Annotated in this window: 12 protein-coding genes; 6 read left to right on the forward strand and 6 right to left on the reverse strand. The window is 71.2% G+C overall.

The genetic code is table 11. From position 1 onward, the window contains the following. Positions 1-76: 76 nt before the first annotated feature. Both ENE75_RS14775 and ENE75_RS14780 read left to right on the forward strand, forming a co-directional pair. Positions 77-838 (forward strand): lytic transglycosylase domain-containing protein, encoded by a 762-nt coding sequence (locus tag ENE75_RS14775; protein WP_128199071.1) that lies wholly within the window; start codon positions 77-79, stop codon positions 836-838. Positions 839-896: 58 nt separating this feature from the next. Next, the gene (locus ENE75_RS14780; RefSeq protein WP_128199072.1) at positions 897-2948 is read left to right on the forward strand and encodes an NADPH-dependent 2,4-dienoyl-CoA reductase; all 2052 of its coding nucleotides are present in this window, start codon (positions 897-899) and stop codon (positions 2946-2948) included. Positions 2949-3193: 245 nt separating this feature from the next. On the opposite strand, the gene ENE75_RS14785 is transcribed toward ENE75_RS14780, so the two are convergent. After that, positions 3194-3898, reverse strand: a complete 705-nt coding sequence (locus ENE75_RS14785; RefSeq protein ID WP_128199073.1) for a TetR/AcrR family transcriptional regulator — start codon at positions 3896-3898, stop codon at positions 3194-3196. A gap of 81 nt (positions 3899-3979) precedes the next feature. Here ENE75_RS14785 and ENE75_RS14790 point away from each other — a divergent pair, with 81 nt between their 5' ends. Together ENE75_RS14790 and ENE75_RS14795 are read left to right on the forward strand one after the other, a co-directional pair. Then, positions 3980-4858 carry a carotenoid biosynthesis protein gene (locus tag ENE75_RS14790; RefSeq protein WP_158288960.1) on the forward strand — a complete coding sequence of 293 codons (879 nt, stop codon included), beginning with the start codon at positions 3980-3982 and terminating at the stop codon, positions 4856-4858. Next, the gene (locus ENE75_RS14795) at positions 4858-5604 is read left to right on the forward strand and encodes an NAD(P)-dependent oxidoreductase (RefSeq protein WP_233259092.1); all 747 of its coding nucleotides are present in this window, start codon (positions 4858-4860) and stop codon (positions 5602-5604) included. Before ENE75_RS14790 ends, ENE75_RS14795 begins: the two co-directional genes overlap by 1 nt. A 286-nt stretch (positions 5605-5890) precedes the next feature. On the opposite strand, the gene ENE75_RS14800 is transcribed toward ENE75_RS14795, so the two are convergent. The 4 genes from ENE75_RS14800 to ENE75_RS14815 are packed head-to-tail and all read right to left on the reverse strand — an operon-like array spanning position 5891 to position 9605. After that, on the reverse strand, positions 5891-6811 hold the full coding sequence (locus ENE75_RS14800; RefSeq protein WP_233259093.1) for a DMT family transporter: 921 nt from the start codon (positions 6809-6811) through the stop codon (positions 5891-5893). A gap of 2 nt (positions 6812-6813) precedes the next feature. Next, a complete protein-coding gene (locus tag ENE75_RS14805) occupies positions 6814-7683 on the reverse strand; it encodes a 3',5'-nucleoside bisphosphate phosphatase (RefSeq protein ID WP_128199076.1) in 870 nt (289 codons plus the stop codon). 7 nt (positions 7684-7690) lie between these two features. Next, positions 7691-8359 carry an ABC transporter ATP-binding protein gene (locus ENE75_RS14810; protein WP_128199077.1) on the reverse strand — a complete coding sequence of 223 codons (669 nt, stop codon included), beginning with the start codon at positions 8357-8359 and terminating at the stop codon, positions 7691-7693. Continuing rightward, positions 8352-9605 (reverse strand): lipoprotein-releasing ABC transporter permease subunit, encoded by a 1254-nt coding sequence (locus ENE75_RS14815; protein WP_128199078.1) that lies wholly within the window; start codon positions 9603-9605, stop codon positions 8352-8354. The genes ENE75_RS14810 and ENE75_RS14815 overlap by 8 nt, the downstream gene beginning before the upstream one ends. Before the next feature lie 61 nt (positions 9606-9666). Here ENE75_RS14815 and ENE75_RS14820 point away from each other — a divergent pair, with 61 nt between their 5' ends. Both ENE75_RS14820 and recJ read left to right on the forward strand, forming a co-directional pair. Then, complete coding sequence (locus ENE75_RS14820) at positions 9667-10593, forward strand: hypothetical protein (RefSeq protein WP_128199079.1); 927 nt, start codon at positions 9667-9669, stop codon at positions 10591-10593. Next, a complete protein-coding gene (gene recJ, locus ENE75_RS14825; protein ID WP_128199080.1) occupies positions 10593-12314 on the forward strand; it encodes a single-stranded-DNA-specific exonuclease RecJ in 1722 nt (573 codons plus the stop codon). The genes ENE75_RS14820 and recJ overlap by 1 nt, the downstream gene beginning before the upstream one ends. A 12-nt stretch (positions 12315-12326) precedes the next feature. Here the strand turns inward: recJ and ENE75_RS14830 are convergent, their stop codons facing one another. Continuing rightward, a complete protein-coding gene (locus ENE75_RS14830) occupies positions 12327-13142 on the reverse strand; it encodes a PEP-CTERM sorting domain-containing protein (protein WP_128199081.1) in 816 nt (271 codons plus the stop codon). Positions 13143-13151: the final 9 nt, after the last annotated feature.

Consider the following 13151-nt stretch of genomic DNA (forward strand, 5'->3'; position numbering starts at 1 on the left):
CCGGATCTGCGACCAACGCCGCACCGGGCTCAGGCCCGGTGCGGCGTTTCTTCTGGTGGCGGCGGACAATCGCGTCATGTCTGATCCTGAAGACGGCTGGGTCCCTGCGTGTCGTCGCGCCGCGGCCTGCGTGTGCCTGGCCGCGACGGCGCTGCCCGCCGCCGCCGCGCCAGATGGCCTCTGGGCCTGGGTCGACGGTGCCGGCATCGTGCACGTCGCCTCCGAACGCGTGGACCGGCGCTACCAGCCCTTGCTCGGCGCACCGCACATCGCCACGGTACCTGGCAAGACCGACCGTGCCGCCAGCCTTCTCACCTGGCTGGACATCGCGCCGCAGGTGCGTGCCGTGCGGCCCTGGCTGCGCGAGGCGGTCGACGCACACGGCGTCGACCGTTTGCTGCTCAAAGCACTGATCGCCGTCGAGTCTCGCTTCAACGCCGAGGCCGTTTCGCCGAGGGGCGCCGTCGGCCTGATGCAGATCATGCCGGCCACGGGCGACCACTACGCCACGCCGGAGGAAAGGCGCACACCGGCGCCGCAGCGCCTGCGCGATCCGCGGATCAACCTGCACACGGGTGCACGCATGCTGGCCGACCTGCTGCGACGCTTTGGCCGGGTGGACCTGGCACTGGCGGCCTGGAATGCCGGCGAGGGCCGCGTTCGCCGTGCCGGCCGGCAGTTGCCGGCCATCGCGGAGACCGAGGCGCATGTGCAGATGGTGTTGGAGCTCTATTGGGCGCTGCTGCAGCGCGATCAGGCCCGCCGCGCCCAGGGCCTGCGGGTTATGCCGCCCACCACGCCGCCCGCCCCGCCGTCCTCCACGCTGCCCAACAGCTGATGGGTCCGCGGGATCGCGAGCATCCCGGGCCTCCGGGCCCCGGGTCATCATCGCGGGCATGACGACCCCGTACCCCCACCTGCTGGCCCCGCTGGACCTCGGCTTCACGACCCTGCCCAACCGCGTGCTGATGGGCAGCATGCACACCGGCCTGGAGGACGGCCGGCAGCACTTCCCGGCCATGGCCGCGTACTTCGCCGAACGAGCCCGTGGCGGCGTCGGCCTCATGGTGACCGGCGGCTTCGCGCCCAACATCGAAGGCTGGGCCAAGCCCTTCGCCGGCACGCTGGCCACGCCCGCCGCGGCGCGGCGGCACCGAGTGGTGACGGATGCCGTGCATGCCGAAGGCGGTCGCATCGCGCTGCAGATCCTGCACACCGGGCGTTACGGCTACCAGCCGCTGTGCGTGGCGCCGTCGCGGCTGAAGAGCCCGATCTCGCCGTTCACGCCGCGCGCGCTGTCGGCGCGCGGCATCGAGCGCCAGATCCGCGCCTTCGTGCGCTGCGCCAGGCTGGCGCGCGACGCCGGCTACGACGGCGTGGAGATCATGGGCAGCGAGGGCTACTTCATCAACCAGTTCCTCGTCACCCACACCAACCAGCGAACGGATGAATGGGGCGGCGACTACGCCAACCGCATGCGGTTGCCGGTGGAGATCGTCTCCCGTGTGCGGGAGGCGGTGGGTCCGGGCTTCATCCTGATCTACCGCCTGTCGATGCTGGACCTGATCCCCGACGGCAGCAGCTGGCCCGAGGTGGTGCAGCTCGCGAAGGCGGTCGTCGCCGCGGGCACGACGATCCTGAACACCGGCATCGGCTGGCACGAGGCGCGTGTGCCCACCATCGCCACCAGCGTGCCGCGGGCGGTGTTCGCGGGCGTCACGCAGCGCATGCGCCAGGAGTTGCGCGCCGCCGGCATCACCGTGCCGCTGGTCACCAGCAACCGCATCAACACCCCCGAGGTGGCCGAGCAGGTGCTGGCCGATGGTTGTGCCGACCTGGTCAGCCTGGCGCGCCCGCTGCTGGCCGACCCGGCCTTCGTGGCCAAGGCCGCCGCCGGGCGCGCGGCCGACATCAACACCTGCATCGCCTGCAACCAGGCCTGCCTGGACCACACCTTCAAGAACCAGCTCGCCAGCTGCCTGGTCAATCCTCGCGCGGGGCAGGAGACCACGCTCGTGATCCACCCGACGCCGCAGCGCAAGCGCTACGCCGTGGTGGGCGCCGGGCCGGGCGGGCTGGCCGCCGCCACCACGCTGGCCGAGCGCGGTCATGCGGTGGACCTTTACGAGGCGGCCGACCGCATCGGTGGCCAGTTCAACATGGCCTGCCGCATCCCGGGCAAGGAGGAGTTCGCCGAGACGCTGCGCTACTTCGACCGCCGTATCGAGAGCACCGGCGTGCGCCTGCACCTGGGCACGCGGGCCGACGCCGCCACGCTGGCCGCCCAGGGCTACGACGCCGTGATCCTGGCCACCGGCGTGCTGCCGCGCGACCCGCAGATTCCCGGGCAGGACGGCGCGAACGTGCTGCGCTACACCGATGTGCTGCTGCACGGCCGGCCCGTGGGTGCGCGAGTGGCCATCGTCGGCGCCGGCGGCATCGGCTTCGACGTGGCCGAATTCCTGGTCACGCCGCCTGGAGGCTCGACCAGCGTGGATCCGGCCGCCTGGCGAGCCGAGTGGGGCGTGGCCGACCCCACGGCCGTGCGCGGCGGCGTGGTGCCGCCCAAGCCGTCGCCGCCGGCGCGACAGGTGACGCTGCTGCAACGCAAGCCCGGCAAGCTGGGCGCCGGCCTCGGCAAGACCACGGGCTGGATCCACCGCGCCGCGCTGCACCACAAGCGTGTGGAGATGATCGCCGGGGTGAACTACGAGCGCATCGGGCCGGACGGGCTGTTCGTCACGTATGGCCCGGAGCGCAAGGACGGCCAGCTGATCGATTGCGACACCGTGGTGCTGTGCGCCGGACAGGAGCCGCTGCGCGAACTCGAAGCGCCATTGGTCGCCGCCGGCGTGACGGTGCACCGCGTGGGCGGCGCCGACGTGGCGGCGGAGCTCGACGCCAAGCGTGCCATCGACCAGGGTACGCGGCTGGCGGCACGGCTGTAGGGCGGTGTGCTCGGCGACGTGGACCCTGTCGGTGCAGGGCGGCGTTGGATCGGGTGCACGTCGAACGCGCGCTCTCGGCCAGGAGCCGACGCTCGAAGATATGGCCGGCAAGCAGACTTCGGGACGCGTGTTGGAGTGACGGATCCACTGCGCCCGGCGCAGGTCCCATCCGAACAGCCGGCACGTCTGACCAACTCGAGCCCGCAAGGGTGCGCTGACGGCAGTCGTCTGTCCGGTCGCCGGAGTCACGCCTTGAAGACGTTCGATGCTGCAAGCGTCAAGAGCGGCCCGGGTTGCACGTTCGCGAGTCGAACAGGGCCTTCGGCCAGTCGGCGGGCCTCGCGATCCTCGACACCCAGGCAGCGCAGCAATGCCGTCACCGTCTGCCTCGCCAGTCGCGTCGCATCGCCGCCGCCAGCCAGCCGCCGGGACGCCGCCACGACGTGCGCCGCGAGCAACTCCATGGCCAACGGCAGGTCCATCCTGGCGAACCGGCGTGTCCGTTGACCGCGCTCGACATCCGACCGCACCAGCTTCAGGAACGGGTGGTCTTCGTCAGGCTGTACCAGCAGCCAGCTCGAGTTGGCAAGAAGGTGTCCCAGCATCGGTGCGCGTTGCACCAGGCCCAGCACGGTCAGCATGCCCGTGGCCAGACGCTCGGCGGGATCGTCGATGGACTCGACCATCGGGTGCAGCGCCGCGATGAGCTCGCCGCTGAGGGTTGTCGCCATGGACTGCACCAGGGCCCGCACATCCGGGAAGTACTTGTAGAACGTGCCCCGCGAGACATCGGCATGTACCAGTAGGGACTCCAGCGGAACGCTCACCGACCCCTGCGCCAGCACGGCGCGCAGGGCCGATTCGATCAAGTGCGTGCGCATGCGGTCGCGCCGGGCGGCGGCCACGACAGTTCGGTGATCGCCCTCGGGCTTGACGGACGACGATGTCATCGTCTCATGATAAACACTGAGTTCATAATACACTTAGAGTTCATTATGATACGCATCGTCGATTCACATCGAGAGCAAGCCATGAGTGACCGCCTTCGAAACCCCCTGATCTGGCTGCTGATCGCGGTGTTTGCCCTGTTCAACACCCTCAAGCCGGCCATGCCCGGGACCTTCTGGATGAAGCTGCTCCCGGCCGTATCCATCCTGTCGATGCTGGGGTTCGTTCTGCTGCACGGGCCGCGGCAGATCGGCTGGCGCAATGTGGCTGTCTTCTTCGTCATCGCCAGCGTGGTGAGCTGGTGCTACGAGTCGCTCTCGATCGCGACCGGATTCCCGTTCGGCCACTACCACTACACCGACAAGATGGGCCCCAAGCTGGGCACGGTGCCGCTGCTGATCATGCCGGCGTACTACGCGGTGTGCTACGTGTCATGGCACCTGGGCCTCGTCATGCTCGATCGCTTCGAGCAGCGCGGCGATGCTGTCCAGACCTGGCTGGTGCCCGTGCTCGCGGCCTTCATCATGGTCATGTGGGACATGTCGATGGACCCCGCGCGCTCGACGCTGTCCGAGTCGTGGATCTGGCGTGACGGGGGCGGTTATTTCGGCGTGCCGCTTGTCAATTTCCTCGGCTGGTTCCTGACGGTGTGGACGATCTTCCAGCTCTACGCGTTCTATGCGCGAGATACTGACCGCGCTGCCGGCGTGCTGGGCACGCCGGCCGATTGTCGACAGCACTGGATGCAGATGGCGGCACTCTATGCGGCGCTGTTCCTGGAGTTCCTGTCCTTTGCCGCCTTCCCGCCCGCGGGCACGGTGACCGACAAGTCGGGTTTCACCTGGAACATCAAGGACATGTACGAGACCCTCGGTCTGGTGGCGCTGTACAGCATGGTCTTCGTCGGCCTGCTGTCGACCATCAAGATCGCGCTGGCAGCGCGCCTGGGTGCGCGATCTTGATGCCATTGGCTGTGCTGGGTGCCACCGGCAATCTGGGCCGCCGTGTCGCCGCTCAGGCGCTGGCGCACGGGCACCCGCTGTCCGTCGCCGTGCGGTCGCGCAACAAGCTGGCGGCGGACATCGCGGCACGCGCGCATGTCCGCGAGTTGGACCTGGAAGCGGCTTCGGTGGACGCGTTGGCGCACTTCATCGGCGGCCATGAAGCGTTGATCTGCTGCGCTGGCCAGGTGGCCGATGGCGATCGATTCGTGGCATTGATCGACAAGGTGGTCTCCGCCATCGAGACCTTGCCGGCGGCGCATCGCCCGGTGAGTTGGTTCATGGCAGGCGCCGCCCTGCTGCCGCTCGATGAGCGCGGCCGGCGGGGTGTGGACCTGCCCAAGGTGCGCAATACCTACTGGCCCCATGCGCGCAACCTGGAGCGGCTGCAACGCTCCACGCTGGACTGGCGCCTGCTGTGCCCCGGCCCCATGGTTGACAAGCCCGCGCTTGTGCCAGGCCGGCTGCGCCTGGCCATCGAGGGGCTTGCCAGCCCCTTGCCATCCCTGGCCAGGCACTTGCCGGCGCCGCTGCTCCTGCCTCTGTTTGCCGCGAAAGTGCCAGAGCTGATCGTCTCGTACGATGACGCAGCCAACGTCATGCTGAGGCACCTCAGCCCCGCCGGCGAGATGTCAAGGTGCAGGGTCGGGTTGGCTCTGCCGGTAGGAATGCGAGGCCAAAAGGACCAATGGACCTCGGGTGCATGACCTTTGCGTTCGCGTCAGAGCCCGAGGTCAGCGCCAAGGGCACTTGTTGGGACGACTTGTGGCGCAGCCGGGCCGCGACAGCTGGCGCGCCGCAATCCGTCTACCGATGGCGACTGACCGCTGTCCCTGGTGTCGGCTGACCGGACCGGGTCGTGAGCAGACCTCCAACGTCGCGTTCAAGCGCGTTCCGTACTGTCCGCCCCGCCGTCTATTCCCGAGCCAGCCCGCATGCCCTCGGCGGACGTTGATCCACCCGTGTCCAGCAGGGTGGCGCACCGCGCCCTTTTCAGTCCGCCATCGTGTCCGCCGCCACCGTCGGCGGGGGCTTCTGCCCGCGCAGGTTCAGCCACGCGCTGGCCGCGCCGGCCACGGCGATGATGGCCATGCCCAGCCAGCCGAAGGCGTCCGGCAGTCGCCCGAAGACGATGAAGCCGGCCAGCGTGGCCGAGGCGATCTGCGTGTAGACGAAGGGCATCAGCGTTGACGCCGGCGCCATGCCCAGGGCCAGGATCAGCATCAGGTGCCCGGCGGTGCCGGCCAGGCCGGCGAGGATCATCACGCCCCAGGTCAGCGCGTCGGCCTGCGCCAGGGCACCCACGGCATCGACCGGGCTGGCCCACAGCACCGGCAGCACGATGGCGGTGCCCACGGCGCCGGTCCAGAAGTGCGTGACCAGCGGGTCCTCGTGACCCGCGAGGCGGCTGGTGAGCACCTGAAAGCTGGCGTAGCTGCAGGCGCAGGCCAGCGGGTACAGCACCTCCCAGCCGAAGATGCCGGCACCGGGGCGGATGACCACCAGCGCGCCGACGAAGGCCAGCGCCACCAGCGCCCAGCGCAAGCGCGACACCCGCTCCTTCAGCAGCCACGCGGCCAGCAGCGTCACCAGCACCGGCGTGAGCATGTTGATGGCCGTGAACTCGGCCACCGGCACGTGCTGCAGGCCGAAGAAGCTGAAGGCGCTGGTGGTCAGCAGCAAAGCGCCGCGCAGCAGTTGGAAGCCGACACGTTGCGGACGGAAGCCGCGCCGGCGGTCGAACGCCAGCCACGCCGCCATCACCACCGCCTGCGTGGCGTAGCGCCACGCCAGCACCACCAGCACCGGCACGAAGGCGCCGATCCAGCGCACCGCGGTGTCGAGCACGGCGAAGGACATGCCCATCGCCACGATGAGCGCAATGCCCAGCAGCGGATGCGCGGCAGCGGGCACGGTCAGGCCGCGTGGACGCGGTGGCGCAGCGCCAGCCACACCGGGTCCAGCCGGCCGGGCAGGTCGGGCAGGGCGCCGAGGTCGGTGCGGCTCTCCATCGGGTCGTGGAAGTCGCTGCCGCGCGAGGCCAGCAGGCCGAACTCCTGCGCCACGCCGGCGTAGGTGACGCGCTCGGGTTCGCTGTGCGCGCCCACCATCACCTCCACGCCGCGCCCGCCCAGGCTGCGGAAGGCGTCGAAGAGCGCGAACTCCTCGGTGGGCGTGAAGCGGTAGCGCGCCGGGTGGGCGATGACGGCGATGCCGCCGGCACCGTGGATCCAGCCCACGGCCTCGGTCAGCGTGGCCCAGCGGTGCGGCACGAAGCCGGGCTTGCCTTCCACCAGGAAGCGGCGGAACACCTCGTGCGTGTCGGCGCAGACGCCGCGTTCCACCAGCCAGCGCCCGAAGTGCGTGCGAGAGATCAGCTCCGGGTTGCCGGCGTACTGCAGCGCACCTTCGTAGGCGCCAGGGATGCCCACGCGGGCCAGGTCCTCGGCCATGCGGCGGGCGCGTTCGCCACGGCCGCCGCGCGTGCGTCTGAGCCCTGCCAGCAGGTCGGCGTCGTCAGGGTCCACACCCAGGCCAACCACGTGCACCGACTGCCCGGCGAAGCTCACCGAGATCTCCACGCCGCAGAGGTACGCCATGCCCAGGCTCAGTGCCGCATCGCGCGCCGCGTGCTGGCCACCGAGCTCATCGTGGTCGGTCAGGGCCCAGAGCTCGACGCCCGCGGCGTGTGCGCGCGCGGCCAGCGCCGCGGGCGACAGCGTACCGTCCGACACCGTCGAGTGGCTGTGCAGGTCGGCGTTGGTGAGGTGGTGGAGCGCGACCACGGTGAGCCTACAGCTGCAACCGGCGCTCGCAGCGCGCGGCCAGCGACTCGTCGTGTGTCACCAGCACGAAGGCCGTGCCGCGCTCGCGCGCCAGCGCCAGCATCATCTCGAAGACCGTGTTGGCCGTCGTGCGGTCGAGGTTGCCGGTGGGCTCGTCGGCCAGCACGCAGGCCGGCTGCGTGACCAGCGCGCGCGCGATGGCTACGCGCTGGCGCTCGCCGCCGGAGAGCTGCGACGGGTGGTGGTCCACCCGCGTGGCCAGGCCCACGCTGGCCAGGGCCTCGCGCGCGGCGGCCCGCGCAGCGGCCACCGGCTGGCGGCGGATGCGCAGCGGCATGGCCACGTTGTCCAGCGCGCTGAACTCCGGCAGCAGGTGGTGGAACTGGTAGACGAAGCCCAGGTGGCGGTTGCGCCAGACGCCCTGTTCGGCCGCCGACATGCCGGCGAAGTCGCGGCCCATCAGCGTGACGCGGCCGGCGCTCGGCGCCTCCAGGCCGCCCAGCAGGTGCAGCAGCGTGCTCTTGCCCGCCCCCGAGGCGCCCACCACCGCCAGCGTCTCGCCGGCCTGCACCTGCAGGTCCACGCCGCGCAGCACGCTCACGTCCAGGCCGCCTTCACGGTAGCGCTTGTGCAGGCCCTCGGCCACCAGCACCGGGGTCGTGGCCGCCTCACTCATAGCGCAGCGCCTCGGCCGGGTTGACGCGGCTGGCGCGCCAGCTGGGGTACAGCGTGGCCAGGAAAGCCAGCACCAGCGCGATCACCGCGATGGGCACGATGTCCGACGCCAGCGGCTCGCTCGGCAGGCGCGTGATCAGGTACAGGCTGCCGGGCAGGAAGGCCACGCCGAGTGCGCGTTCGATGGCCGGCACGATGACGTCGATGTTGAAGGCCACCAGCAGACCCAGCGCCACGCCGGTGAGGGTGCCGATGACGCCGCTGACGGCGCCCTGCACGACGAAGATGCCCATCACCGAACGCGGGCTGGCGCCCAGCGTGCGCAGGATGGCGATGTCGGCGCGCTTGTCGGTCACCGTCATCACCAGCGTGGACACCAGGTTGAAGGCCGCCACCGCGACGATCAGCGTCAGGATGATGAACATCATGCGCTTCTCCAGCTGCACGGCGTCGAACCAGACGCGGTTGGTGCGCGTCCAGTCGCGCACCAGCAGCCCGGCGGGCAGCGTGTTGGCCAGCTGTGCCGCCACCGCCGGGGCGCGGTGTACGTCGGCCAGGCGCAGCTGCACGCCGGTGGCGCCGCCGGTGCGGAAGAAGCGTGCCGCGTCCTCCAGGTGGATCAGCGCCAGGGTGCTGTCGTATTCGTAGTGGCCGGAATCGAAGGTGCCGGCCACGGTGAAGGTCTTCAGCCGCGGCGCCATGCCAGCGGGCGTGACGGTGCCGCCCGGTCCGTACAGCGTGACCGCATCGCCTTCGCGCGCACCCAGCTGCCGCGCCAGCTCGTTGCCGAGCACGATCTGCCAGGCGCCGGGCTGCAGCCGGGCCATCAGCGCCGGGCGCTGGGCCGCCAGCGGCGTCACCGCGGCTTCCTCGGCCGGGTCGATGCCGCGCACCACGGCGCCGCGGATGGCGTCGCCGCGCGACAGCAGCCCCTGCGCGGCCACGAAGGGCGCCGCGCCCTGGACCTCGGGCACCTGGCGTGCCAGCTGGGCGGTGGCGCGCCAGTCCTCCAGCCCTTCGCCGTGGGCGTCGAAGACCTCCACGTGCGCGATCACGCTGAGCATGCGGTCGCGCACCTCCTTCTGGAAGCCGTTCATCACCGACAGCACGATGATCAGCGCCGCCACGCCCAGCGCAATGCCGAACATCGACACGCCGGAGATGAAGGAGATGAAGCCGTTGCGCCGCCCGGCGCGGCCGCTGCGCACGTACCGCCAGCCGACCTGCCATTCGTAGGGCGAATTCATTGGGCGCGATGTTATCGCCGGCGCTGGCCGGCACCGGGGCACCGGGATAATCGGTGCACCAATGCACCTTCTGATCCCCTTCGCCGCGCCGCTGTCCGACGGCGGCCGACACGCGCTGACCACCCTCGACCTGCCGCAGCTCGCTGGCCTGCTGTCCACCGCCGGTGCGCCGGCCCTGGACAGCGCCGACGAGACCAGCCTCAGCCCGCCGCACGAGCGTGCCCTGGCGCGGGCGCTGGGTCTGGCCGGAGTCGACGGCTGCCTGCCCTGGGCCGCCTGGCGGGCCGCGCAGGACGGCGTCAACGTGGCCAGCCCGCACGACCTGTGCTGGGGCCTGCTGACCCCCGGGCACTGGCACCTGGGCACCGATCATGTGACCATGCTGGACCCGGACGAACTCGGCCTCGACGAGGCGGCCTCGCACGCGCTGCTCGAGGCCGTGCACGACCTGTTCGAGAGCGAAGGTTTCCTGCTCGTCTACGGCGCCCCCACGCGCTGGTACCTGGCGCACGAGTCGCTGACGCACCTGGCGGTGGCGTCCCCCGACCGCGTGATCGGCCGCAACGTCGACCCCTGGCTGCCGCCGTCACGCGACGCCCGCCTGTGGCGACGCCTGCAGAACGAGGTGCAGATGCGCCTGCACACCCACCCGCTGAACGCCGCGCGCGAGGCGCAGGGCCGGCTGCCGGTGAACAGCCTGTGGCTCAGTGGCTGCGGCGTGCGTCAGCCGGCGACCTGGCCCGGGGACCTGGTGGTCGACGATCGCCTGCGCCGCTCGGCGCTGGCCGAGGACTGGGCCTCCTGGCTCGACGCCTGGGGCGCGCTGGATGCCGGCCCCGTGGCCGCGCTGCGCGGCCGGTCTGCCAAGCTGACCCTGTGCGGCGAGCGCACCGCCGCGACCTGGACACTCACCCCGCCGGGTGCCTTGCAGCGGCTGGCGGCACGCTGGCGGCGCACTGACATGCGGGCCCTTCTGGAGGGCCTGTGATGCAGATCCAGACCCGCGACGTGCCGCCCCGCGTGGCCTGGGCCCTGGAGCAGGCCGGTGTGCACCCGCTGCTGGCCCGGCTGCTGGCGGCGCGCGGTGTGCGTGAGGCGCACGAACTGGACGATGGCCTGGCCCGGCTGCTGCCGCCCGACACCCTGCACGGCAGTGCCGCCGCCGCGCGCCTGCTGGCCGACGCCGTTCAGGCCGGCCGCCGCGTCTGTGTCGTGGCCGACTACGACTGCGACGGCGCCACCGCCTGCGCCGTGGCCCTGCGTGGCCTGCGCCTGCTGGGCGCCGACCCGCAGAACCTGGGTTACGTCGTGCCCGACCGCGCCGTGCACGGCTACGGCCTGACGCCGGCCATCGTGGACCTGGCGCTCGCGCAGCGGCCCGACCTGCTGGTCACGGTGGACAACGGCATCGCCAGCCTGGCCGGCGTGGCGCACGCGCGCGCCGCGGGCCTGCAGGTGCTGGTCACCGACCACCACCTGCCCGCGCGCGAGGGCGATGCCGTCGTGCTGCCGGCGGCCGACGTCATCGTCAATCCCAACCAGCCGGACTGCGGCTTCGAGAGCAAGGCGCTGGCCGGCGTGGGCGTAATGTTCTACGTGCTGCTGGCCACGCGTGCCGAACTGCGCGCGCGCGGCGTCTTCGATGCCGCCAGCCAGCCGCGCATCGATGCGCTGCTGGACCTCGTCGCCCTGGGCACCGTGGCCGACGTGGTGAAGCTCGACGCCAACAACCGGCGCCTGGTGGCCCAGGGGCTCAGGCGCATCCGCCAGGGGCGCATGCAGCCCGGCGTGGCGGCGCTGTTCGCCGCCGCGGGCCGTGACCCGGCGCGCGCCTCGGCCTTCGACTTCGGCTTCGCACTCGGCCCGCGCATCAACGCGGCAGGGCGGCTGTCGGACATGACGCTGGGCATCGAGTGCCTGACGACCGACGACGCCGCGCGTGCCGGCGAACTGGCCACGCTGCTGGACCGCATCAACCGCGAGCGGCGCGAGGTCGAGGCCGGCATGCGCGAGCAGGCCGAGGCGCAGCTCGAACAGTGGGCCTCAGTCGAGGACGACCCGCGCCCGGCGCTGGCGCTGTTCGACCCCGGCTTCCACGAAGGCGTGGTGGGCATCGTCGCCGGCCGCCTGAAGGACCGCCTGCACCGCCCGACCTTCGTCTTCGCCCGTGGCGCCGATGGCCACCTCAAGGGCTCTGGCCGGTCCATCCCGGGCTTTCACCTGCGCGATGCGCTGGACCTGGTGGCCAAGCGCCACCCCGGCGTGCTGCTGCGCTTCGGCGGCCACGCCATGGCCGCGGGCTGCACGATCGAGGAGGCGGCCTTCGACACCTTCGATGCCGCCTTCCAGGCCGTGGCCGCCGAGTGGCTGGACGCCGCCGCGCTGACGCGCACGCTGCGCACCGACGGCCCGCTGGCCGTGCAATGGTTCAACCCGGAGACGGCGCAGTTGCTCGACGCGCAGGTCTGGGGCCAGGGCTTCGAGGCGCCGGTGTTCTGCGACGAGGTGGAGGTGCTTCAGCAGCGCCTGGTCGGTGAGAAGCACCTGAAGCTGCGCGTGCGCCACCAGGGCGCGCTGCGCGACGCCATCTGGTTCGGCCACGCCGACCCGGTGCCCGAGCGTGTGCGCCTGGCGTGGCGCCTGACCCTCGACGAATGGCAGGGCCGGCAGCGCGTGCAGATGGTGGTCGAGACAGCGCAGCCGGCGTGACGCCCGGAGGCGTCAGCGCCGCTGACGCACGGCCCGGCGAAGTCGCCAGCCGAGCAGCGGCGCACCGGCCAGCAGCAGCGCCCAGGAGCCGGGCTCCGGGATCGGCGGCGGCACCACGTCCTGCGTGAACCCGGCGTAGGCCACGCCCTGCTGGGAGTTGTTGAAGAAGGCGAACTGGCCGCTCGTGAAGGTACTGTCGGCGACGGTCTGGTCCCACAGCACCGTGTTGCCGTCGGCGACCACGACGCGGAAGCTGCCGGGCGTCAGGTTGAAGTCCAGGCTGAAGGTGTAGCTGCGGTTCTCGAGCCACCCGGCGGTGCTGCCGTGGTTCGTGGCCAGCACCGCCATGTCACCCAGGTCGCTGCGGTTCTCCCAGAGCTCGCCGATCGAGAGGTCCACGAGGCCATCCCCGGTGGCACCGGAGAAGCGCTTGATCGTCATGCCTTCGTTGGCACGCTGGCCTTGGTAGTCCTGCTGCGTCTGCTTCCAGTCGAACAGGTAGAAGTTGCTGCTGTTCTGCCAGCCGAAGGCGAAGCCGATGTAGTCGTCGTCGAACGACGTGGTCACGCGGAAGCTGCCGCTGAGCGTGTACGCGCCCTGGACCTCCCCGTTGAGAAAGAACGACGGGTCGGCGTTCAGGGTCTGCGCCACCCCCCGGTTGTCGGCGTCCAGGACCCAGTTGGCCGGCCCCTGCCCGCCGGGGAACGACAAGGTGACCTCCTGCCAGCCCGACAGGTCCAGCTCCTCGGCCCAGGCCAGTGGACTGGTCAGCCACAGGCACGCAGCGCCGGCAGCGAGGATCAGGCGGGACGGTTGGAGAGGTTTCATGGCGTGCGG

Source organism: Rubrivivax albus, from assembly GCF_004016515.1.
In the GTDB taxonomy this organism is placed as follows: domain Bacteria; phylum Pseudomonadota; class Gammaproteobacteria; order Burkholderiales; family Burkholderiaceae_C; genus Rubrivivax; species Rubrivivax albus.

Bases quoted from the DNA above. Each gene is read 5' to 3' on its own strand.
- ENE75_RS14775 (WP_128199071.1), top strand. From the start codon at position 77: ATGTCTGATCCTGAAGACGGCTGGGTCCCTGCGTGTCGTCGCGCCGCG.
- ENE75_RS14815 (WP_128199078.1), bottom strand. From the start codon at position 9,605: ATGAATTCGCCCTACGAATGGCAGGTCGGCTGGCGGTACGTGCGCAGC.
- ENE75_RS14790 (WP_158288960.1), top strand. From the start codon at position 3,980: ATGAGTGACCGCCTTCGAAACCCCCTGATCTGGCTGCTGATCGCGGTG.
- recJ (WP_128199080.1), top strand. From the start codon at position 10,593: ATGCAGATCCAGACCCGCGACGTGCCGCCCCGCGTGGCCTGGGCCCTG.
- ENE75_RS14795 (WP_233259092.1), top strand. From the start codon at position 4,858: ATGCCATTGGCTGTGCTGGGTGCCACCGGCAATCTGGGCCGCCGTGTC.
- ENE75_RS14780 (WP_128199072.1), top strand. From the start codon at position 897: ATGACGACCCCGTACCCCCACCTGCTGGCCCCGCTGGACCTCGGCTTC.
- ENE75_RS14785 (WP_128199073.1), bottom strand. From the start codon at position 3,898: ATGACATCGTCGTCCGTCAAGCCCGAGGGCGATCACCGAACTGTCGTG.
- ENE75_RS14810 (WP_128199077.1), bottom strand. From the start codon at position 8,359: ATGAGTGAGGCGGCCACGACCCCGGTGCTGGTGGCCGAGGGCCTGCAC.
- ENE75_RS14830 (WP_128199081.1), bottom strand. From the start codon at position 13,142: ATGAAACCTCTCCAACCGTCCCGCCTGATCCTCGCTGCCGGCGCTGCG.
- ENE75_RS14820 (WP_128199079.1), top strand. From the start codon at position 9,667: ATGCACCTTCTGATCCCCTTCGCCGCGCCGCTGTCCGACGGCGGCCGA.